A 19862-nucleotide genomic window follows, 5' to 3' on the forward strand; every position below is an offset into this window, starting at 1 on the left:
GCATGAAATCCAATACCCAACTGCTCGCTCAGGTCACCGAGTTCATCGGCTACGAAGCCGACCTGCTGGACCACAAGGGCTACCAGGACTGGCTGTCTCTGTGGACCGATGGCGGCCTGTATATAGTGCCGACCGACCTGAATGAAACCGACTACCTGAACACCGTGAACCTGGCGCTGGACGATGCCGATATGCGCCGCATGCGTGTGGCCCGCCTGGAAAACGGCGAGTCCGTGTCCGCTAACTCCGTGGGCAGCACCGTGCGCATGATGTCCCGCATTCGCGTGCTGGAAGCCGGTGACGATGTCGTGATCGCTCGTTGCGCCATGACCCTGAACGAACTGCGTCACGGCAAGCTGGTGACCTACCCGGCCAACGTGGAATACACCCTGAAGCCGGTCGATGGCGGCTTCAAGCTGGATCGCAAGGTGGTGAAGCTGCTGCACGCCGATGGCTTCCTGCGTACCGTCAGTTTCATCTTCTAAGGGGCGTTTATGTCTACAGCACAAGCACAGGTGGCGCTGGTGACCGGCGCCGCCCAGGGAGTGGGTTTCCACATCGCTCAGCGTTTGCATCTGGCCGGCTACAAAGTAGTGGTCAGCGATATCAACGTCGAAGCGGCCCAGAAAGCGGCCGATCAGCTGGATGCCAGTGGTGAAAGCGCCATGGCGGTTGCGCTCAACGTGGCCAGCAAAACCGATTACGAAACAGCGCTGGCTGCGGTGTTGGAACGTTGGGGCGAGCTGCATGTGCTGGTGAACAACGCCGCCGTAACCCGCGCCACGCCGGTGATGAAGATCTCCCTCGAAGAGTTCAACGAGGTGGTGAATATCAACCTGGGCGGCATCTTCGCCGGCTGTCAGGTGATTGGTGGTTATCTGGCCTCCAAGGGCTACGGCCGCATCATCAACATGGCGTCCCTGGCGGGCCAGAATGGCGGTACTTCGACCGGTGCGCATTATGCGGCGTCCAAGGGCGGCATCCTGACGCTGACCAAGGTGTTTGCGAAAGAGCTGGCCAGCGACGGTGTCACCGTGAACGCCATCGCGCCGGGGCCGATCGACTCGCCGATGGTGAAAGCGCTGGTGCCGGAAGAGCGCCTGCCCACGCTGCTCTCGGCTATTCCTGCCGGGCGTCTCGGTGATGCCGACTTTATCGGTGACATGGTGGTGCAGCTGGCGCGTCCGGAAGCCTATTTCACCACCGGTACCACCTGGGATGTGAACGGCGGTCTGTTTATGCGCTGAGGCGCTGAAAGCCCGTCTGGAAACAATTGAAAAACCGTATCGCGAGTGGCTGAGCCGCGCGATGGATGTGCCGACCAAGGGTGTCGGGTGGAGAGAGATGATGACTGACGAGCTGCTGAGTGTGGTAGTCCGCAAACGTGAAACGCAGGCCGAAGGGATAGTGGCTCTGGAGCTGGTGGATCCCAGCGGTAAAGCGCTGCCTGCCTTCGAGGCGGGGGCTCATATCGATCTGCATCTCGGCGACGAGATGATCCGTCAGTACTCCCTGTGCAACGATCCGGCCGACACCAGCGCCTATCGTGTCGGTATCCTGCGTGATCCCAACTCCCGTGGTGGTTCTGTGGCGGTGCACGAAAAACTGCACGAAGGCACCGAGCTGCAAATCAGCGCACCGCGCAACCTGTTCCCGCTGTCCGAAACGGCCGAACGCTCCATCCTGATCGGCGGCGGTATCGGTATCACACCGATGATCGCCATGGCGTATGCGCTGCATGCGGCAGGCAAGGCGTTCGAGCTGCATTACTGCGGTCGCTCGCGCTCCACCTGCGCCTTTGTCGATGATCTGGCCGCCAGTGCCTTTGCCGGGCAGGTGCAGTTTCACTTCGACGATGAGCAGGATGGCGGGCGCATCGATCTGGACAGCGCTTTCGATGGCGCCGATGACAACACCCATATGTACACCTGCGGCCCCAACGGCTTCATGGAGTGGGTGATGCAGAGTGCCCGCGACAAGGGATTTGCCGAAGACCATATCCACAAGGAGTTCTTCCAGGTGGAGGTCGAGACCGGCGGCGAGGCGTTCGAGGTTTATGCCGAGATTAGCGACGTCACCGTGACCGTGCAGCCGGACGAGAGCATCGCCCAGGCGCTGAACCGGGCCGGAATGAAGATCAAGGTGTCTTGCGAACAGGGGACCTGCGGCACCTGCCTGTGCGATGTGAACGAGGGCATTCCCGATCATCGCGATGTCTTTCTCACCGAGGAGGAGAAAGAGGACAACGATCAGATGCTGATCTGCTGTTCACGGGCGAAAACCCCGCGTCTGGTGCTGGACCTTTAAACCACCCGCAATCGAATTTAGGAGAGAGCAATGATTGATCTCGAAGCATTCCGTAACGGTATGGCGCTGCTCGGCGGTGCTGTATCGGTTATTTCCACCGACGGAGAGGCCGGTAAGTTCGGTTTTACCGCTACCGCCGTCACCAGTGTTACAGCTGAGCCGCCGACGCTGCTGGTCTGCATGAACCGTAACTCCTACGCAAATGAGCATTTCAAGAAAAACGGGGTGCTCTGCGTCAACGTGCTCTCGGGCAATCAGCAGAAGCTGTCCGGCGATTTTGCCAACCCGAAGCTGACCAGCGAAGAACGCTTCTCCAGCCACGGCTGGACCAACCTGACCACCGGCTCACCGGCACTGGATGAGGCGCTGGTGAACTTCGACTGTCGTATCGCCGACATGCACGAGGTGGGTTCCCACACGGTGTTTTACTGCCAGATCGTCGATGCCCGTCAGAGTGGCAGCGATGAAGCGCTGGTCTATTTCAACCGCGCCTATCACTGCCTGGGCGAGCGTTCCGTCGCCGCTGGCTGATCCGGTTAAAGATTCAACATACCTATAAAAACGCTGCTTGCTCAACCGCATGCGCAGCGCCCCAACGTGTCGAGAAATGCCGATGTCGGCTTTTTAAATCCATCTGATGGGTGGTTAAAAGTTGTAACCCAATGAATGCGCAAAGCGCATCGACATATATCGAAGGATTAGAACATGTTGAAGCATCACTCGCGAAAGACCGGGATCTCCCTGGCGGTAGCGGCAGCGCTGCTGTCTCCTCTGGCTGCTCAGGCAGGCTTTGTGGAGGACAGCAAGGTTAGGCTGGATCTGCGTAACTTCTACCTGGACCGTAACTACGATGGCAATACCCCGGATGCGGGAAACTGGTCACAGGCTGCGGACCTGCAGTTCTTCTCCGGTTATACGGATACGCCGATCCAGTTCGGGGTCGATATGTCTGCAACCGGTGCCTACGTATTCGACTCCGAGAGCAACGACGGCTCCCTGCCGTATGACCCCGTTGCAGATGAAACCACTGAAAGCTACGGCCGTGCCGGCGCTACGCTGAAGTTCAAATATGGCGAAACCGAACTGACCATCGGTGACCACCGTCCGCATCTGCCGGTGGCCTGGGACGACACCAGTCGCGTGCTCGACACCATCTACGAGGGTGCGGTGCTGCACTCGACAGCGATCAAGAACCTGGAATTCACCGCCGGTCGTTACTGGGAAGCGGTGACCCGTGATTCCAGCGACAAGGAGAAGTTCTACATCTACCGCGGCCAGGATGAAAACCGCTCCGACGGCCTGGACTTTGCCGGTGCGACCTACGCCTTCCCGAAGAACATCAAGGGAACCTACTTCTTCGGTCGCCTGAACGACTTCTACGATCAGCACTACTACGGGCTGGAGCACCTGGCAGGCTTCGATAACGGTATGAAGCTGAAGACCGACCTGCGCTACTTCGATTACGAAAGCGAGGGCAAGGAGTATCAGGGTGACATGGATGTGGATGTGGTCAGCACCATGGCCACGCTGCTGTCCGGCAACCACATGTTTGCGCTGAGCTACCAGAACGTGAAGGGCGACCGCCCGGTGCCGACGCTGAACGGCTATGTGCCGCAGCCGTACACCGTGCACTGGTCATCTGCCGCCTTCATCATGCCCGATGAGCGCTCCTGGGGTGTGCGTTACGGGTACAACTTCAAGGATCTGGGCCTGCCGGGCATGAAGCTGTTCACCCGTTACATCAAGGGTACCGATATCGATATCGCCGGCGGCTCCGATGAAGAGCAGTCCGAGCGTGATATCTACCTGAGCTACGAGATGCAGAACAAAGCGCTGAAAGGGCTGAAGTTCGACCTGCGCAACATCTCCATCGACCGTAGCTGGACCGATGATTACGAGGAATACCGTTTCATCACTACCTACGCGTTCAATTTTTAAAACTTTTGTTAAACCCCGGGCCGGCTGATTTCTGGCTGGCTCCCGGCTTCGATGCTGGCGTTTGTTTCCGCCCGGAGCGGCACGAACGGCGCATTGAAGCCACTGAAACTGCCGTGGAAGAATATCCCCCCTTCTATTTTGAACAGCGGCAGTTTTCTTGGGAGAGCCCGGCTCTCCCTTTTTGCGTTTCAGTCACAGGAGTAAGGCATGCGTCGATTCTACAGCGGCGGCGATATGGAGCGGGTTCAAAGCGTTGCGGAGATGGCGGCTCTGGCGCAGCGTAAGCTGCCCCATTTTGCCTGGGAGTATCTGGCTGGAGGCGCCGAAAACGAGATTACGCTGGCCGCCAACCGCACCGTCTTCGACCGCTATGGGCTCGAGGTAAAAACGCTGCAGCCCTGTCATCCGCCAGCGGTATCGCGGCAGCTGCTGGGTTGCTCATCCTCGCTGCCCCTGGCGATAGCGCCCACCGGTTTTAACGCCATGCTTTATCCACAGGCTGATCTTGAACTGGCCAGGGCGGCAGCCCGCAAGGGCATTCCACTTGCCCTGAGTACCGTCTCCAACGCGACCATGGAGCAGGTGCGTGCCGCAGCGCCGGATCTGGCGTTCTGGTTTCAGCTTTACCCCATGCGCGACGCTCAGGTGCAGGAAGATCTGATCAGACGGGCACAGGCGGTTGAAGCGTCTGCGCTGCTGGTGACCAGTGATGCCACGTTGCTGGGTAACCGTGAATGGGACAGGCGAAACTTTGCCAGGCCACGTCAGCTTAGCTTGCGCAACAAGCTCGATGTGCTGCGCCATCCGGGCTGGATCCGTCGGGTGATGATCCCCTCGGGCCTGCCGATGATGGGCAACCTCGGACCCTATATTCCCGAGTCCGAGCGCAGTGCGCTGGGGTCGATGAAGTTTATCGCTGAACAGATGGACACCCTGCTCGACTGGGACAAGCTGGCGCGGATCCGCGACCAATGGTCCGGCAGGTTGGTGCTCAAGGGCGTACTGCACCCCGATGATGCCGAACGTGCTATCAGCCTCGGAATCGATGCACTGGTGGTGACCAACCACGGCGGGCGTCAGCTGGATGGCGCCATGTCCGGTCTGCAGGCGCTGGCACGTATCGCCGGGCGGGTGAACGGGCGCATCGAACTGCTGATGGATAGCGGCATCCGTCGCGGCTCCGACGTGGTCAAGGCACTGGCGCTGGGTGCCAACGGCGTGCTGCTGGGCCGCTCCACGCTCTATGGCGTTGCCGCTGGCGGCAGTCAGGGTGCGGCACGGGTGCTGGATATCCTCGACGAGGAGCTCAAGCGCTGTCTCAACCTGATGGGCTGCCCCGGTATCGATGATCTGGGGCCTGAGTGGCTGCTGGACGAGCAACATACCCCGCGCATCTGACAGGTTCCACAGCAACGAATTGAACAGGCTCCGATTGGGCTTATAGCGCCGGGGCCGCTGAGCTTTAATGAGAAGGTGATTATGGCTACTCCTAAACCCAACCCTAACCTGAATACCTTGGGCCTGCGTCAGTCGTTGCTGGCGATAGAAAATGGTGAATGCACGGCCGTCGATGTGATTAACGCCTGCTTTGACCGTATCGAGGCGCGCGAGCAGCAAGTCGGCGCCTGGCAATACAGCCTGAGCCGTGAGGCCTTTCTCGATCAGTACCTGAGCAATGAGGCGTTCTATCAGCAGAGTCCGCTGAAAGGCCTGCCGGTGGGGATCAAGGACATTATCGACACCAAGGATATGCCCACCGAAATGGGCTCGCCTATCCACAAGGGGCGTATGCCTGCGGATGACGCCAGCTGCGTCACCCTGATCCGTGCAGCCGGCGGTATAGTGCTGGGCAAAACCGTCACCACCGAGTTTGCCTACTTCAAACCGGGTAAAACCAAAAACCCGGCGGATCTTGAGCGTACTCCCGGTGGTTCTTCCAGCGGTTCCGCCGCGGCGGTGGCTGATGCCATGGTGCCGCTGGCGCTGGGCTCCCAGACGGCGGCTTCAGTGATTCGCCCGGCGGCCTACTGCGGCGCGGTGGGTTATGTGGGCAGTCGCGGTGAGTTTTCCCTGCGCGGTGCTCAGCCGCTGGCGCAGTCGCTGGATTCGCTGGGGCTGCTGTCGCGCTCGGTCGAGGATATTGAGCTGCTGCGCGCTGTTCTGCTGCGTCAGAGCGATCCACTGGCGCAGGCCGAAGCGGTGAAGCCCCGCAGGGTGCTGATCTGTCAGGGAGAAAAGGTGGGTGAAACCGATCCTGCCATGGCGGCGGCTATCAATCAGGCCGCAGTGCTGCTGGAGGCTCAGGGCGTTGAAGTTGTGCAGTTTGACGATGGCGAGTTTCTGCCACAGATGGTGCAGCACCACCAGCAGATTATGGGTTACGAAGTGGCCCGCAATCTGGTCGTTGAGTCCCAGCAGTCGGAGCTGCTTAGCGAACCGCTACAGGAGCTTATCAGCTCAGGTTTGGAGATGGATCGTGCGCTCTATCTTGAATCCCTCAACGCAGCTGCAGTCGGTGGCGAAAAACTCTGGCAGCGCTATGCGGATGTAGACGCGATTCTGGCGCCAGCGGCTCCCGGTGTGGCGCCCCTGGGTCATGAGAAGACCGGCGCGCCGCATATGAGCCGCCCCTGGCAGGCGATGGGTCTGCCGGTGATTTCGCTGCCGGGCCTGGTCGATGAAGCAGGGCTGCCGCTGGGTGTGCAGTTGATCGGGCGTGCCCACGATGACGATAGTCTGCTGGCGCTGGCCCGCTGGTTTGAGGGCGTTCTGGCCTCGGTCTGAACTCTCTGAGCTCGATTGATCCCGAGTGCCGGCCGCCTAGAGCCGGTACTCGCGGGATTGGCGGTACTCACTGGGAGATAGTCCCGTCTGGCGCTTGAATGCCCGGGAGTACTGGGACACATCCGAAAAGCCCCACTTGAACGCAATATCCGTAATGGTTTGCGGCTCCTGATCGGTTCTTATCAGGTCCATTCTGCTCTGCTTCAGTCTCAGGTTGAGAATGTAGCGGGCCACGCTCTCGCCGTTATGTTCAAACGCCCGGTACAGCTTGCGCTTGGAGATATTCATCTCCCTGGCGAGGAACTCCGGGGACAGGCGATAATCATTCAGATAGCGGCGGATATAGCGCTCTGCCAGCAGCCTCAGCGGCAGTTCGGCCGCATCCGCATCCTGGTTTTCCAGCGCCGGTTTCAGCAGTGCGGTGATCGCCTCCTGCAGTGCACAGCCATCAGGCGTACTCGCACTAAATGGTGCATTTTCGAAGCTTAACTGCAGCAGCATATTGTGTAGCAGCTGACCACTGAGGCTGCTCTGGGAGATCTTGCCGAAACTGGCGAGCCTGCCAAGGCTTTGCTGCAGTCTGTCGCGGGAGAGGTGAACGGAGATCTGGCGCACCAGGCCGCGGGGAATCATATCGAACGCCAGGGCTGAGTCCATCAGCGCCATCTCGCCGGGGTGCAGTTCGAACTCAGAGTCGTGCTTGTTATCGAACCCCATAACTCCCTGAGTTTGAAGGATTAAAAAACAGTGCTCGTCGTTCTGTCGGTCGCTGATACGGCGCTCGACACGCTGGGCGTTGGTTTCGATATGGGCAACGCCAAGGCCACCGAGGTTTTTCAGTTTGATCTGGCCGATAAACGGTGCGGAAGGGTTGGGCGTGGTGGTGAAGTCACCGCAGATCTCCCGTACAGCATGGTCCCACTGATGGAGATCAGTATTGATCGACATCGGGTAAATCTCCCTGCTTGGCCGGCAGAAGGCCGGAAACTGGTCGAAATATTGGAGTAATATTCACTTGAATAAGCAATTATTATTCCAGTTCGACCCGCCTCCGGCTCTGAGCTTCCGAGACGCCTCGGCAGGGAGTGATAGCGTCATCGCTGGCGCTATCGGTCCGATATCAGTAGCAGAGCATGACCGATTTCAGCTCGGTGTAGTCCTCGATGAAGGCGCTGCCGAACTCGCGGCCCAGGCCTGAGCTTTTCAGGCCGCCAAAGGGCACGGCGGGATCGACGAAAGTGTGCATGTTGACCCAGACGGTGCCCGCTTCGATCTCCGGGATCATCCGCATCGCCTTGCTCAGATTGTTGGTCCAGACGCTGGCGCTGAGGCCAAAGGGGGAGTCGTTGATCAGGCTCAGCAGCTCGCTTTCATCGTCGTAGGGCATGAACGAGATCACCGGGCCGAAGGTCTCTTCCCGCATCAGGGTCTCGCTGGGCGAGCTGGCCTGAACGATGGTGGGTTCCACGAAGTAGCCGGCGCCGTCCAGGGCGTTACCACCGCAGACTATGCGGCTCTCCCGCTTCGCTTGCTCCAGGTAGTGGCAGACCCTGTCGAACTGTGGTTTGTTGGAAACCGGGCCGAACATCACCGATTCATCCAGCGGTGAGCCGATCTTTGCCTGGCCCAGGCCCGCGGCCAGCTTGCTGGTCAGCTCATCGATACGGGAGCGGTGCACGAAGACTCGTTCAGGGGCCGCACAGACCTGGCCCTGGTGCACGTAACCGGTCTGTAGCAGGCCGCCGACGGCGCGGTCGATATCCGCATCGGCCAGCAGCGCCGCGGCGTTCTTGCCGCCCAGTTCCAGGGTACAACGGGTCAGGTTGGCAGCCATGGCGCTCTGGCCCACCTTCATGCCGGTGGGTGCTGAGCCGGTGAAGGACACTTTGGCCACATCCGGGTGTTCGATCAGCTGCTGACCCACAGCACCTTCACCGTTAACCACGTTGATCACGCCGGCGGGCAGGCCCGCTTCGATGGCCAGTTCCGCCAGGCGCAGCAGCGTCAGCGGGGTGAACTCGCTGGGCTTGAGCACGATGGTGCAGCCGGTGGCCAGCGCCGCACCGATCTTCCAGATGGCGATCATTACCGAGAAGTTCCAAGGAATGATGCCTGCGACCACGCCCACCGGTTCACGGCGGGTCATGGCGCTGTAGCGCTCGCCTTGCATCGACGGGAAGGAGGGGGTGAGGGTTTCACCGGCGATCTTGGTCGCCCAGCCGGCGTAGTAGCGCAGCGACATGGCGCTCTGCTGCACGTCGAGCATACGCGACAGGTGGATCGATTTACCGCTGCAGAGGGTTTCAAGCTGGGCCAGCTCTTCGCCATTGGCTTCGATCAGATCGGCAAAGCGGTTGATCAGCTGGGCACGCTCGTACGGGGTCTTCTGCGCCCAGTCACCCTTGAAGGCGCGTTTGGCGGTGCTGACGGCGGCATCCAGCTCTTCGGCGCTGGCGCTGGCCACCTGGGCCAGCGGCTGTTCGGTGGCGGGATCGATCAATTCGATCCTGGCGGTATCGTTGTTGCGGCTGGCTTCCCCGGCGATGAACTGTCCGTGTTCACGCTGCAGGTAGGCTTTGACGCTGTCGAGAATCTCTATCTGTGGCATATCCGTTTTCTCTCTCGAATTCGTTGCTTATTAGTTTGAACCGGAGCGATTACTGGGCTTGCAGCATCAGGTCGGCACCGCGCTCGCCGATCATCATGGCGACGGCGTTGGTGTTGCCGCTGGGGACCTGTGGGCAGATCGACATATCCACCACGCGCAGGTTATCCACACCGTGAACGCGCAGATCGAGATCGACCACCGAGTCTTCGCTGGAGCTGCCCAGCTTGCAGGTGCCGCCCGGGTGATAGACGGTCTTGATGTTCTGGCGCACGAACGCTTCCAGCCCCTCTTTGTCATCGATGGCGATGTTGTCCGGTTCGATCACGCGCTTGACGATCCGCTTCAGCGCCGGCATCTCCAACGCCTTCAGGCCGGTCTGAACGGCGCGGATCTGGTTTTCCAGGTCTTCGGGGTCGGAGAGGAAGTTGGCATCGATTTCGACCAACTCGGAGGGGTCGCTGCTCTTCAGACGTACTTCTCCGCGGGATTTGGAGCGCAGGTGGCCGACCTTGATCGAGACGCCATGGGCTTCTGCCTCCGGCTTTTCACCCGGGGTGTTGTCGAAGTTGTCCAGCAGCGGCAGGAAGTGGAACTGGATATCGGGGCGGCCCACGCCCTCGCTGTCGATAAAGGCCCCGCCCTCAAGGATGTTGCTGGTCATCAGGCCAGAGCGGAACAGCTGCCACTGCAGCATATGCTTGACCGCGCTGAGACCCTTATCCTCTTCAAAAATGCTGATATCTTCGTTAATTGTGGCGTTAATAGACATGTGCAGGTGGTCGTGGAAGTTCTTGCCCACCGGCAGATCCAGCTTGGTTTTGACGCCCAGGGATTCCAGGTGCGCTTTCGGACCGATACCGGAGAGCATCAGGATCTTGGCCGAACCGAAGGTGCCGGAACTGACGACCACTTCCTTGCGCGCCTTTGCAGTGACGGGAGCGCCGCCCTTGACCGAGTAGGTGACGCCGGTGGCACGGTTGCCGTCGACCTCCACCCGGTGCACCAGGGCGTCAGTCATCACGGTCAGGCGCGAATCGCCGGCCACGCTTTTCAGGTAGGTCTGCGAGGTGCTGGCACGTTCACCCTTATGGATGGTGGTCTGGTAGAAGCCGGTGCCCTCCTGAGTGGCGCCGTTGAAATCGTTGGTGTAAGGCAGGCCCATCTGTTCACAGGCGCGGATGCAGGCCTGGGTCAGCGGGTGGCGGAAACGGTTCTCGCCCACCGGTACCGGGCCATCTTCACCGTGGTAGCGGTCGCCGAGGCTTTCATTGGATTCGGCGCGGCGGAAAAAGGGCAGTACGTCTTCGTAGCCCCAGCCCTCGCAGCCCCATTTCTCTTTCCAGTCGTCATAGTCCTGGTGCTGGCCGCGGATATAGATCATGCCGTTTACGGAGCTGCCGCCGCCGAGGACCTTACCCTGGGCGATCAGCATGGAGCGGTTGTTCGCCTCTTTCTGCGGCAGGGTCATATAGGGCCAGGACTTCTGCTGGAACACCTTGACCACGGTGGCCGGTATCTTATGGAACATGCTTGAGTCCTTGCTGCCGGCCTCAAGCAGCAGCACGCTTCCGGCGCCGTTTTCAATCAAACGGGCGGCGACGACACAGCCAGCCGAGCCTGCTCCCGCGATAATGTAGTCGTATTCCTGAGTGGGCATCAGTATCCCTCGATCGAATGTCTGAGTGTTGGGTTCGTAATTGAAAGACAACTTCATTTAACTACTCCGTTTTCGCGCCAGGCTTGGCACTGGGTGACAGGGCTTCGGCAATATGTGTCATCAGGATGCAGCAATCATGTCTGGTTCGGTGGGGCGCCGGTTTCCGTTACAATCGCCTCAGCGAAATCAGGAGAGTTTATGGCCAAGGCAAAAACCGCCTATGTCTGCAATGACTGCGGCGCCGACTACAGCAAGTGGCAGGGGCAGTGCACCGCGTGCAAGGCCTGGAACACGATTACCGAGGTACGTATCTCCCAGGCCCCGGCCGGTGGCGCCCAGGCGGGTGTGCGTAACGCCCGGTTTGAAGGCTATGCCGGTGGCGCCGGCAAGGATCGGGTGGTCAGTCTCAGTGATGTGAATCTGGAGGAGATGCCGCGCATTCCCACCAGCGTCGGCGAGCTGGATCGGGTGCTCGGCGGTGGTCTGGTGCCAGGGTCGGCGGTGCTTATCGGCGGTCATCCCGGCGCCGGCAAGAGTACCCTGCTGCTGCAGACCACCTGTTATCTGGCGGCGCAGATGCCGGCACTCTATGTCACCGGTGAGGAATCCCTGCAACAGGTGGCGATGCGTGCGTCCCGACTGGGGCTGAAGGCGGACCAGCTGAAGATGCTGTCGGAAACATCGGTGGAGACGATCTGCGATGTGGCCGACACGCTGAAGCCGAAGATCCTGGTGATCGATTCCATCCAGGTGATGCACGTCTCCGATGTGCAGTCGGCGCCGGGCTCGGTGTCCCAGGTGCGTGAAAGCGCGGCCTTTCTGACCCGTTACGCCAAGCAGACCGGCACGGTGCTGTTCCTGGTGGGGCATGTCACCAAGGATGGCTCCCTGGCGGGTCCCAAGGTGCTGGAGCATATGATCGACTGCTCGCTGCAGCTTGAGGGCTCCTCCGACAGCCGTTTCCGTACCCTGCGCAGCCACAAGAACCGCTTCGGTGCGGTCAACGAGCTGGGTGTGTTTGCGATGATGGAAGCGGGCCTGAAAGAGGTGAAAAACCCCAGCTCGATCTTCCTCAGCCGCGGCGCCGAGCCCAGTGCCGGCAGCGTGGTGATGGTGGTCTGGGAAGGTACCCGGCCGCTGCTGGTGGAGCTGCAGGCGCTGGTGGATACCTCGCACCTGTCCAACCCGCGTCGCGTGGCGGTGGGGCTGGAGGCCAACCGACTGGCGATGTTGCTGGCAGTGTTGAACCGTCATGGCGGCCTGATGACCGGCGATCAGGATGTGTTCGTTAACGTGGTCGGCGGTGTCAAGGTGCTGGAGACCAGTGCCGATCTGGCGTTGCTGCTGGCGGTAGTGTCCAGCTTCAGGGACAGGCCCCTGGGGCAGGATCTGATGGTGTTTGGCGAGGTGGGGTTGTCAGGCGAAATCCGCCCGGTACCTAACGGTCAGGAGCGGATCCGCGAGGCGGCCAAGCATGGCTTCAAGCGGGCGATCGTACCGCGGGCCAATGCGCCGAAAGAAGGTGTCAGCGGTATCAAGATTATCGGTGTGGACACCCTGTCTCAGGCGCTGGATGCGATCTGAGACCAGATGGGCGGAAGCGGGGTATTAATTGTCCACCATCGCTTCCAGCTCGCGCTCCAGCAGGGACTCATCGCCCAGGTTGAGCTCCACCAGGCGGCGCAGGTGGCTGACGCTTTCGATCTCCATATCACCGGCCAGGAAACCGTACTGCTCACCTTCGATATGCCTCACCGTACCGGGCATGCGAATAAGAATATCATTGGCCAGGTAGATATGCAGTTCGGCGGATTCGCCGGGCTCGAGCTGCAGTTGGCGGGCCGACTCAATCAGGGCGCCCCGTAGCGAGATATCCACCAGCTGTACCTCCACAGGACCGCTCGGGGTGAGGAGTTCACAGCCAGCATCGAACTGTATACGGGCAAAACGGCGGCGATCGGTTTGGCTGTCGGTCATTTCAATACCCCGTTGGACTGCAATCGTTGAACCGCTTACCCGGACGCAGGCATAGCTGTTAGTGCCGGGGTTCTGCATAGTATTACACCCCAAGTTGTTTGGGAAAGGGATGACGCCGGGCAAGAGGCTGCCTTCAGAACGGGTAAGGGAGCGTCTTTTTTCCGCCCTGTTAGCTAAATAAAAAAGCCACCGGGTTTCCCTCGGTGGCTTTGTTGTTTGCAGGCCGGGTGGCCGATCAGCTCATGCGGCGGTACTTGATCCGCTCCGGCTGATGATCCTTGCCGTAGCGGCGCTTGTAGTCTTCGGCATACTCGGTGTAGTTGCCTTCGAAGAACTCCACGTTGGAGTCGCCTTCGTACGCGATCATGTGGGTACAGATACGGTCGAGGAACCAGCGATCGTGCGAGATCACCACCGCGCAGCCCGGGAACGCCAGCAGGGCGTCTTCCAGTGCACGCAGAGTCTCGATGTCCAGGTCGTTGGTCGGTTCGTCGAGCAGCAGCACGTTGCCGCCTTCTTTCAGCAGCTTCGCCATGTGCAGGCGGTTGCGCTCACCACCGGAGAGATCCTTGACGAACTTCTGCTGGTCGGAACCCTTGAAGTTGAAACGGCCGCAGTAGGCGCGCGCCGGGGTCTGGTAGTTACCGACAGTGATGATGTCCTGGCCGTCGGAGATCTCCTGGAACACGGTGTTGTTGCCTTCCAGTTCGCGGGACTGGTTGACGTAGGAGAGCTGCACCGTGGAGCCGATTTCGATCTCGCCGGCATCGGGCTGTTCTTCGCCGGTCAGCATGCGGAACAGGGTGGACTTACCGGCGCCGTTCGGACCGATGATACCGACGATGGCACCCGGCGGGATGGTGAAGTTCAGGTTTTCGAACAGCAGCTTATCGCCGTAGGACTTGGTGACGTTGTGCAACTCGATCACCTTGTCGCCGAGGCGCGGACCGGGCGGGATGTAGATCTCCTGGGTCTCGTTGCGCTGCTGGAACTCGCGGGAGTTCATCTCCTCGAACTGCTTTAGACGCGCCTTGGACTTGGTCTGACGGCCTTTGGCGCCCTGACGCACCCACTCCAGCTCGGACTTCATCGCCTTGCGGTGAGCCGCTTCAGACTTGGCTTCCTGCTCCAGGCGGGCTTCTTTCTGCTCCAGCCAGCTGGAGTAGTTGCCTTCCCAGGGGATGCCGTGACCGCGGTCCAGTTCCAGGATCCAGCCGGCAGCGTTGTCGAGGAAGTAACGGTCGTGGGTGATCGCTACCACTGTGCCCGGGTATTCCTGCAGGAAGCGCTCGATCCAGGCGATCGACTCAGCGTCCAGGTGGTTGGTGGGCTCGTCCAGCAGCAGCATGTCCGGGTGATCCAGCAGCAGGCGGCACAGCGCCACGCGGCGGCGCTCACCACCGGAGAGGTTTTTCACCTCGGCATCCCAGGGCGGCAGACGCATGGCGTCGGCAGCGCGCTCCAGGGCCTGATCCAGGTTGTGACCGTCTTTGGCGGTGATCAGGTTTTCCAGCTCACCCTGTTTTTTTGCCAGCTCGTCGAAATCCGCGTCCGGGTCGGCGTAGGCAGCGTACACCTGGTCCAGCTCGGCCAGGGCGCCCTTGACGTCAGCGACCGCTTCCTCGACCACTTCGCGCACGGTCTTGCTGTCATCCAGCTCCGGCTCCTGCGGCAGGTAACCGACCTTCATGTTCGGCATCGGGCGCGCTTCACCGGTGTAATCCTTGTCGACGCCAGCCATGATGCGCAGCAGCGTGGATTTACCGGCGCCGTTCAGACCCAGCACACCGATCTTGGCGCCCGGGAAGAATGACAGGGAAATATCTTTGAGAATCTCGCGTTTCGGCGGAACAACCTTGCCGACGCGGTTCATCGTGTAAACGTACTGAGCCATCCAGAAGGACCTCTGGTTTTGAAAAGGGTTAACAAAGGATGGCGGGGATTTTACCTCTGAGGCGAATGTAATACCAATGGCGCGACACGGCGATGACAGAGGTGTGCGGCAATAGCGGGTAAGCCGATAGCCGACAGGGCGTGTGGCGTCGAGGTCAAAATCACCCGGTTTTTGCTGCCGGTCAATATCCCGATTTGAAGCGGTTCATTCCACTTTCTATATTCAGATTGGAGATCCGGCGGTGGTGATCCGGCAAGCGGATTCGCCGCCCCGTACCTGAGAATAAAATGAAAAGGGGGTGATCTTATGAGTCGCAATCTGACCCGGTTCAACAGTCTGTTCGACGATACCTTTCTGAACGACTTTTTCCGCCCGCTGAGCGCGCGCGAGGGTGGCGAGAAAGTGCCGGCGATCGATGTTCATGAGAACGACGGGGCCTATACGGTCAACGTGGATCTGCCGGGGGTTAAGAAAGAGGATATCAGCGTCAAGCTTGAGAACGGTGTGCTCACCGTGCGCGGTGAAACCCGTAAAGAAGACAAGGAAGAGAAAGACGGCAAACTGATCCGCCAGGAGCGTCATGTGGGCCAGTTTATCCGTCAGCTCAGCGTCGGTTCCGATGTGGACCCGGCCGCCGTCAAGGCCAGCTTCAACGATGGTGTGCTGTCGCTGACACTGCCGAAGAAAGCGCCGGAAGAGAAAGAAGCGGCTGATATCGCCATCGAATGACACCTCAACATGCGGCGGCCGGTTCTGGCCGTCGCACGGGGCGTTCTGTCAGCCTGACAGAATGAAAACCGCTCCATCCCGCCTGATCGTATTTCATGTGCCCCACGGATGCTTTTTCGACTATAATGCTGGCCTTTTCGCGGCAGTTGGCTAAGTGCGCTCCGGTTTCCGGGCAATAACGGGCCGCTGCCGAAGACGTTGCTCAATCAGGGGACAGTAATGTTTAGCAAAGATATGTCTATCGCCAGCTTCGACCAGGATCTCTGGGACGCAATGCAGTCCGAGGTGACCCGCCAGGAGGAGCACATCGAGCTGATCGCTTCCGAAAACTACACCAGCCCGCGTGTAATGGAAGCTCAGGGTTCCGCGTTGACCAACAAGTACGCGGAAGGCTATCCGGGCAAACGTTACTACGGTGGTTGCGAGTACGTCGATATCGTCGAGAACCTGGCGATCGATCGTGCCTGCGAACTGTTCGGCGCCAACTTCGCCAACGTCCAGCCGCACTCCGGTTCCCAGGCCAACGCTGCCGTTTACATGGCGCTTTGCAAGCCGGGTGACACCGTTCTCGGCATGAGCCTGGCGCACGGTGGTCACCTGACTCACGGTGCGTCCGTGTCTTTCTCCGGTCGTATCTACAACGCCGTTCAGTACGGTCTGAACCCGGAAACCGGCGAGATCGATTACGCCGAAGTTGAGCGCCTGGCGCTGGAGCACAAGCCGAAGATGATCGTTGCCGGCTTCTCCGCCTACTCCATGATCATCGACTGGGCCAAGTTCCGTGAAATCGCCGACAAGGTTGGTGCTTACCTGTTCGTTGACATGGCCCACGTCGCCGGCCTGGTTGCTGCCGGTCAGTACCCGTCTCCGATGCAGTACGCCGACGTCGTTACCACCACTACCCACAAGACCCTGGGTGGCCCGCGTGGTGGTCTGATCCTGTCTGCCCGCGCCGATGAAGAGCTGCAGCGCAAGCTGAACTTCGCCGTATTCCCTGAATCCCAGGGCGGCCCGCTGATGCACATCATCGCGGCCAAGGCGGTTTGCTTTAAAGAAGCGATGGAGCCGGAGTGGAAGGAGTATCAGGCGCAGGTCGTCAAGAACGCCAAGGCGATGGTCAAGGTGTTCCTGGAGCGCGGAATCGACATCGTTTCCGGCGGCACCGAAGATCACCTGTTCCTGGTTGACCTGGTCAGCAAGGATATCACCGGTAAGGATGCGGATGCCGCTCTGGGCCGCGCCAACATCACCGTGAACAAGAACGCCGTACCGAACGACCCGCGTTCACCGTTCGTGACCTCCGGTCTGCGTATCGGTACTCCGGCGGTGACCCGTCGTGGCTTCAAGGAAGCGGAAGTCACCGAGCTGACCGGCTGGATCTGCGACGTCCTCGAAGATATCAACAACGAGGACGTGATCGAGGCGGTCAAGGCCAAGGTCGTGGATATCTGCGCACGTTTCCCGGTTTACAAGTAAATCGGAATATAAACGACGCACGGGGGTGAAACCCTATAAACGGAGGCTGGAAAGTTAAGTCCGGCCTCCCTAGAATACCGGGGCGGTGATAAACCGCCCCGTTTGTTTTATCTGGCGCTTTGTAAAAAACGCTATAAACAGTTTAAAACGCTCTTTTTCCCGGTCTCAGGACCGCCGCTCTTTATTCGAGGCTGAGGATGCATTGTCCGTTCTGTGGCGCAAGTGATACCAAGGTTGTCGACTCACGGCTGGTGGCCGAGGGGCAGCAGGTGCGCAGGCGTCGTGAGTGCGTCAAATGCCACGAACGTTTCACCACCTTTGAAGAAGCGGAGCTGGTCATGCCTCGCGTGATCAAGGGTGATGGCACCCGGCAGCCGTTCGACGAGGCCAAGCTGCGCGGCGGTATCCAGCGAGCACTGGAGAAACGCCCGGTGGGCATCGAGGCGGTAGAAGCCTGTATTACCCGTATCAAACTGAAGCTGCGTGCCACCGGTGAGCGCGAACTGCCGTCCCGTGAAGTGGGTGAGGTGGTTATGGAAGAGCTGCGTAAGCTCGACCAGGTCGCATACGTGCGCTTCGCCTCCGTTTACCGCAGCTTCCAGGATATCAACGAGTTCAAGGAAGAGATTGAGCGTCTTTCCGCCAACCCGGAAGCGAACGGCGGCAGCCAGGCGGACTCATGAGCAGCTTCTCTTCATCCGATCATCATTTTATGGGCCGTGCCATCGTGCTGGCGCGGCGTGGCCTCTATACGACTCATCCCAATCCCCGCGTCGGCTGTGTGCTGGTCAAGCAGGGCGAAGTCGTCGGTGAGGGCTACCATGTCCGTGCCGGCGAAGGGCATGCCGAGGTCAACGCACTGCGCCAGGCCGGTGATAAAGCCAAAGGCGCCACCGCCTACGTCACACTGGAACCCTGCAGCCATTACGGCCGTACGCCTCCCTGCGCTGAGGCGCTGGTTGAGGCCGGCATCTCGCGCATGGTGTGTGCGATGGTCGATCCCAACCCGGCGGTGGCCGGACGAGGGCTTGAACGTCTGCGCCAGGCCGGTATTGAGACTGCCAGCGGGCTGATGGAAGCCGAAGCCCGGGAACTCAATCCCGGCTTTATCCGCCGTATGGAAAAGGGCCTGCCCTACGTGCGCGCCAAGCTGGCGATGAGTGCCGATGGCCGCACCGCCATGGCCAGCGGCGAGTCCCAGTGGATCACCGGCAGTGCCGCCCGTGCCGATGTGCAGCGCCTGCGTGCGCGCAGCTCTGCGATCCTCACCGGCATAGACTCGGTGCTGCTGGACGATTCCTCGCTGACACTGAGGGAAAACGAGCTGGGCCTGGATAATGCCGCCGATATCGTTAAACGCCAGCCGCTGCGGATCGTGCTCGATACACAGCTGCGTCTGCCGCTGACAGCTAAGATTCTGCACCAGCCCGGGCGTACGCTGATCCTGACGCTGTGCCAGGATGAAACGCGGATCAACGCCCTGAAACAGGCGGGTGCCGAAGTGCAGGTGCGCGAAGATGGCGAACGGCTTGATCTGGCCGCGATCCTGAAATGGCTGACACAGGAGGAGCAGTGCAATGAGCTGCTCGTGGAGTGCGGCGCCACCCTGGCCGGAGCCTTCGTCGAGGCGGGCCTGGTGAATGAACTGGTGGTCTACATGGCGCCGAAACTACTGGGCAGCAGTGCACGACCGTTGCTGCAGCTGCCGCTGGAACGGATGGAGCAGCAGATTCCGCTGCTACTGGACGAGGTGCGTCATCTCGGACAGGATCTGCGATTGAACTGGAAACTGGCCGGCGAGGAGTCTGAGAACTGATGTTTACCGGCATTATTGAAGCGATTGGCGAGATTGCCGATATCCGCATGGTCGACGGCGACATGCGCCTGCGTATCCGTACCGGCGAGCTGGACCTGGATGATGTGAAGCTCGGCGACAGTATCGCCACCAACGGCATCTGTCTGACCGCTGTGGAGCTGCCGGGGGATGGTTTTGTCGCCGATGTATCCCGGGAAACCCTGGCGCACAGCCGTTTTCCCGAGATGCAGGTGGGCGAGAAGGTCAACCTGGAGAAAGCGATGATGCCGGTGAGCCGTTTCGGCGGCCATATCGTCAGCGGTCATGTGGATGGCCTGGGGCAGATCGTGGATCGTCGCGACGATGCCCGCTCGGTGCGTCTGACGATCCAGGCGCCCAAGTCGCTGCAGCGTTATATCGCCGCCAAGGGCTCGATCACCGTTGACGGCGTCAGTTTGACCGTCAACAGCGTAAACGGAGCCGATTTCGGCCTGAACATTGTGCCGCATACGGCGCAGGAAACCATTATCGATAGCTATCGCCAGGGCCGCCAGGTCCATCTGGAAGTGGATCAGATCGCGCGTTATCTGGAGCGCCTGATGGGCGCTTCTGATGCCGATGCCGAGCCGGGCGATGGGCTGACACTGAACAAGCTGGCCGCGGCCGGATTCATGCGTCGCTAGGGCGCTGGAGATAA

General features: G+C 60.2%; 18 protein-coding genes. 13 read left to right on the forward strand and 5 right to left on the reverse strand.

Annotation, left to right across the window (positions count from 1 at the left end):
• Positions 1-2: 2 nt before the first annotated feature.
• The 7 genes from ACQUQP_RS03085 to ACQUQP_RS03115 all read left to right on the forward strand — a co-directional run bounded on the left by ACQUQP_RS03085 (position 3) and on the right by ACQUQP_RS03115 (position 7029).
• On the forward strand, positions 3-485 hold the full coding sequence (locus ACQUQP_RS03085) for an aromatic-ring-hydroxylating dioxygenase subunit beta (protein ID WP_432697350.1): 483 nt from the start codon (positions 3-5) through the stop codon (positions 483-485).
• Positions 486-494: 9 nt separating this feature from the next.
• Entirely contained in the window at positions 495-1247 is a 753-nt protein-coding gene (locus ACQUQP_RS03090) for an SDR family NAD(P)-dependent oxidoreductase (protein WP_432697351.1), read from the forward strand.
• 100 nt (positions 1248-1347) lie between these two features.
• On the forward strand, positions 1348-2307 hold the full coding sequence (locus ACQUQP_RS03095; RefSeq protein WP_432697352.1) for a PDR/VanB family oxidoreductase: 960 nt from the start codon (positions 1348-1350) through the stop codon (positions 2305-2307).
• A 30-nt stretch (positions 2308-2337) separates the two neighbouring features.
• Positions 2338-2838 (forward strand): flavin reductase, encoded by a 501-nt coding sequence (locus ACQUQP_RS03100; RefSeq protein WP_432697353.1) that lies wholly within the window; start codon positions 2338-2340, stop codon positions 2836-2838.
• A gap of 174 nt (positions 2839-3012) precedes the next feature.
• Positions 3013-4245 carry an OprD family outer membrane porin gene (locus tag ACQUQP_RS03105; protein ID WP_432697354.1) on the forward strand — a complete coding sequence of 411 codons (1233 nt, stop codon included), beginning with the start codon at positions 3013-3015 and terminating at the stop codon, positions 4243-4245.
• A gap of 207 nt (positions 4246-4452) precedes the next feature.
• A complete protein-coding gene (locus ACQUQP_RS03110) occupies positions 4453-5643 on the forward strand; it encodes an alpha-hydroxy acid oxidase (protein WP_432697355.1) in 1191 nt (396 codons plus the stop codon).
• 81 nt (positions 5644-5724) lie between these two features.
• Entirely contained in the window at positions 5725-7029 is a 1305-nt protein-coding gene (locus tag ACQUQP_RS03115) for an amidase (RefSeq protein WP_432697356.1), read from the forward strand.
• Between the two features lie 36 nt (positions 7030-7065).
• On the opposite strand, the gene feaR is transcribed toward ACQUQP_RS03115, so the two are convergent.
• The 3 genes from feaR to ACQUQP_RS03130 form a co-directional block, all read right to left on the reverse strand.
• A complete protein-coding gene (gene feaR / locus ACQUQP_RS03120; RefSeq protein ID WP_432697357.1) occupies positions 7066-7977 on the reverse strand; it encodes a transcriptional regulator FeaR in 912 nt (303 codons plus the stop codon).
• Between the two features lie 172 nt (positions 7978-8149).
• Positions 8150-9637 carry an aldehyde dehydrogenase family protein gene (locus ACQUQP_RS03125; protein ID WP_432697358.1) on the reverse strand — a complete coding sequence of 496 codons (1488 nt, stop codon included), beginning with the start codon at positions 9635-9637 and terminating at the stop codon, positions 8150-8152.
• Positions 9638-9686: 49 nt separating this feature from the next.
• The gene (locus tag ACQUQP_RS03130; protein ID WP_432697359.1) at positions 9687-11294 is read right to left on the reverse strand and encodes a GMC family oxidoreductase; all 1608 of its coding nucleotides are present in this window, start codon (positions 11292-11294) and stop codon (positions 9687-9689) included.
• 198 nt (positions 11295-11492) lie between these two features.
• Between ACQUQP_RS03130 and radA the strand changes: the two genes are divergently transcribed.
• On the forward strand, positions 11493-12878 hold the full coding sequence (gene radA, locus ACQUQP_RS03135; protein ID WP_432697360.1) for a DNA repair protein RadA: 1386 nt from the start codon (positions 11493-11495) through the stop codon (positions 12876-12878).
• Positions 12879-12902: 24 nt separating this feature from the next.
• Here the strand turns inward: radA and ACQUQP_RS03140 are convergent, their stop codons facing one another.
• Both ACQUQP_RS03140 and ettA read right to left on the reverse strand, forming a co-directional pair.
• Entirely contained in the window at positions 12903-13271 is a 369-nt protein-coding gene (locus ACQUQP_RS03140) for a PilZ domain-containing protein (RefSeq protein ID WP_432697361.1), read from the reverse strand.
• Positions 13272-13506: 235 nt separating this feature from the next.
• Positions 13507-15165 carry an energy-dependent translational throttle protein EttA gene (ettA, locus tag ACQUQP_RS03145; protein ID WP_432697362.1) on the reverse strand — a complete coding sequence of 553 codons (1659 nt, stop codon included), beginning with the start codon at positions 15163-15165 and terminating at the stop codon, positions 13507-13509.
• A 306-nt stretch (positions 15166-15471) separates the two neighbouring features.
• Between ettA and ACQUQP_RS03150 the strand changes: the two genes are divergently transcribed.
• The 5 genes from ACQUQP_RS03150 to ACQUQP_RS03170 all read left to right on the forward strand — a co-directional run bounded on the left by ACQUQP_RS03150 (position 15472) and on the right by ACQUQP_RS03170 (position 19848).
• Entirely contained in the window at positions 15472-15894 is a 423-nt protein-coding gene (locus tag ACQUQP_RS03150; RefSeq protein ID WP_432697363.1) for an Hsp20/alpha crystallin family protein, read from the forward strand.
• 219 nt (positions 15895-16113) lie between these two features.
• Entirely contained in the window at positions 16114-17370 is a 1257-nt protein-coding gene (gene glyA, locus ACQUQP_RS03155) for a serine hydroxymethyltransferase (protein WP_432697364.1), read from the forward strand.
• Positions 17371-17567: 197 nt separating this feature from the next.
• Positions 17568-18053 (forward strand): transcriptional regulator NrdR, encoded by a 486-nt coding sequence (gene nrdR / locus ACQUQP_RS03160; RefSeq protein WP_432697365.1) that lies wholly within the window; start codon positions 17568-17570, stop codon positions 18051-18053.
• Positions 18050-19186, forward strand: coding sequence for a bifunctional diaminohydroxyphosphoribosylaminopyrimidine deaminase/5-amino-6-(5-phosphoribosylamino)uracil reductase RibD (ribD, locus tag ACQUQP_RS03165; RefSeq protein WP_432697366.1), 1137 nt, complete (start codon positions 18050-18052; stop codon positions 19184-19186). The genes nrdR and ribD overlap by 4 nt, the downstream gene beginning before the upstream one ends.
• Positions 19186-19848, forward strand: a complete 663-nt coding sequence (locus ACQUQP_RS03170) for a riboflavin synthase (protein ID WP_432697367.1) — start codon at positions 19186-19188, stop codon at positions 19846-19848. Before ribD ends, ACQUQP_RS03170 begins: the two co-directional genes overlap by 1 nt.
• Positions 19849-19862 lie beyond the last annotated feature (14 nt).

Origin of the sequence: Marinobacterium sp. YM272 (assembly GCF_050908845.1) — a bacterium.
GTDB lineage: Bacteria > Pseudomonadota > Gammaproteobacteria > Pseudomonadales > Balneatricaceae > Marinobacterium_D.

Bases quoted from the DNA above. Each gene is read 5' to 3' on its own strand.
- ACQUQP_RS03105 (WP_432697354.1), top strand. From the start codon at position 3,013: ATGTTGAAGCATCACTCGCGAAAGACCGGGATCTCCCTGGCGGTAGCG.
- ACQUQP_RS03115 (WP_432697356.1), top strand. From the start codon at position 5,725: ATGGCTACTCCTAAACCCAACCCTAACCTGAATACCTTGGGCCTGCGT.
- ettA (WP_432697362.1), bottom strand. From the start codon at position 15,165: ATGGCTCAGTACGTTTACACGATGAACCGCGTCGGCAAGGTTGTTCCG.
- ACQUQP_RS03125 (WP_432697358.1), bottom strand. From the start codon at position 9,637: ATGCCACAGATAGAGATTCTCGACAGCGTCAAAGCCTACCTGCAGCGT.
- ACQUQP_RS03100 (WP_432697353.1), top strand. From the start codon at position 2,338: ATGATTGATCTCGAAGCATTCCGTAACGGTATGGCGCTGCTCGGCGGT.
- ribD (WP_432697366.1), top strand. From the start codon at position 18,050: ATGAGCAGCTTCTCTTCATCCGATCATCATTTTATGGGCCGTGCCATC.
- ACQUQP_RS03110 (WP_432697355.1), top strand. From the start codon at position 4,453: ATGCGTCGATTCTACAGCGGCGGCGATATGGAGCGGGTTCAAAGCGTT.
- radA (WP_432697360.1), top strand. From the start codon at position 11,493: ATGGCCAAGGCAAAAACCGCCTATGTCTGCAATGACTGCGGCGCCGAC.
- ACQUQP_RS03140 (WP_432697361.1), bottom strand. From the start codon at position 13,271: ATGACCGACAGCCAAACCGATCGCCGCCGTTTTGCCCGTATACAGTTC.
- ACQUQP_RS03170 (WP_432697367.1), top strand. From the start codon at position 19,186: ATGTTTACCGGCATTATTGAAGCGATTGGCGAGATTGCCGATATCCGC.
- glyA (WP_432697364.1), top strand. From the start codon at position 16,114: ATGTTTAGCAAAGATATGTCTATCGCCAGCTTCGACCAGGATCTCTGG.
- ACQUQP_RS03085 (WP_432697350.1), top strand. From the start codon at position 3: ATGAAATCCAATACCCAACTGCTCGCTCAGGTCACCGAGTTCATCGGC.
- ACQUQP_RS03130 (WP_432697359.1), bottom strand. From the start codon at position 11,294: ATGCCCACTCAGGAATACGACTACATTATCGCGGGAGCAGGCTCGGCT.
- nrdR (WP_432697365.1), top strand. From the start codon at position 17,568: ATGCATTGTCCGTTCTGTGGCGCAAGTGATACCAAGGTTGTCGACTCA.
- ACQUQP_RS03150 (WP_432697363.1), top strand. From the start codon at position 15,472: ATGAGTCGCAATCTGACCCGGTTCAACAGTCTGTTCGACGATACCTTT.
- feaR (WP_432697357.1), bottom strand. From the start codon at position 7,977: ATGTCGATCAATACTGATCTCCATCAGTGGGACCATGCTGTACGGGAG.
- ACQUQP_RS03090 (WP_432697351.1), top strand. From the start codon at position 495: ATGTCTACAGCACAAGCACAGGTGGCGCTGGTGACCGGCGCCGCCCAG.
- ACQUQP_RS03095 (WP_432697352.1), top strand. From the start codon at position 1,348: ATGACTGACGAGCTGCTGAGTGTGGTAGTCCGCAAACGTGAAACGCAG.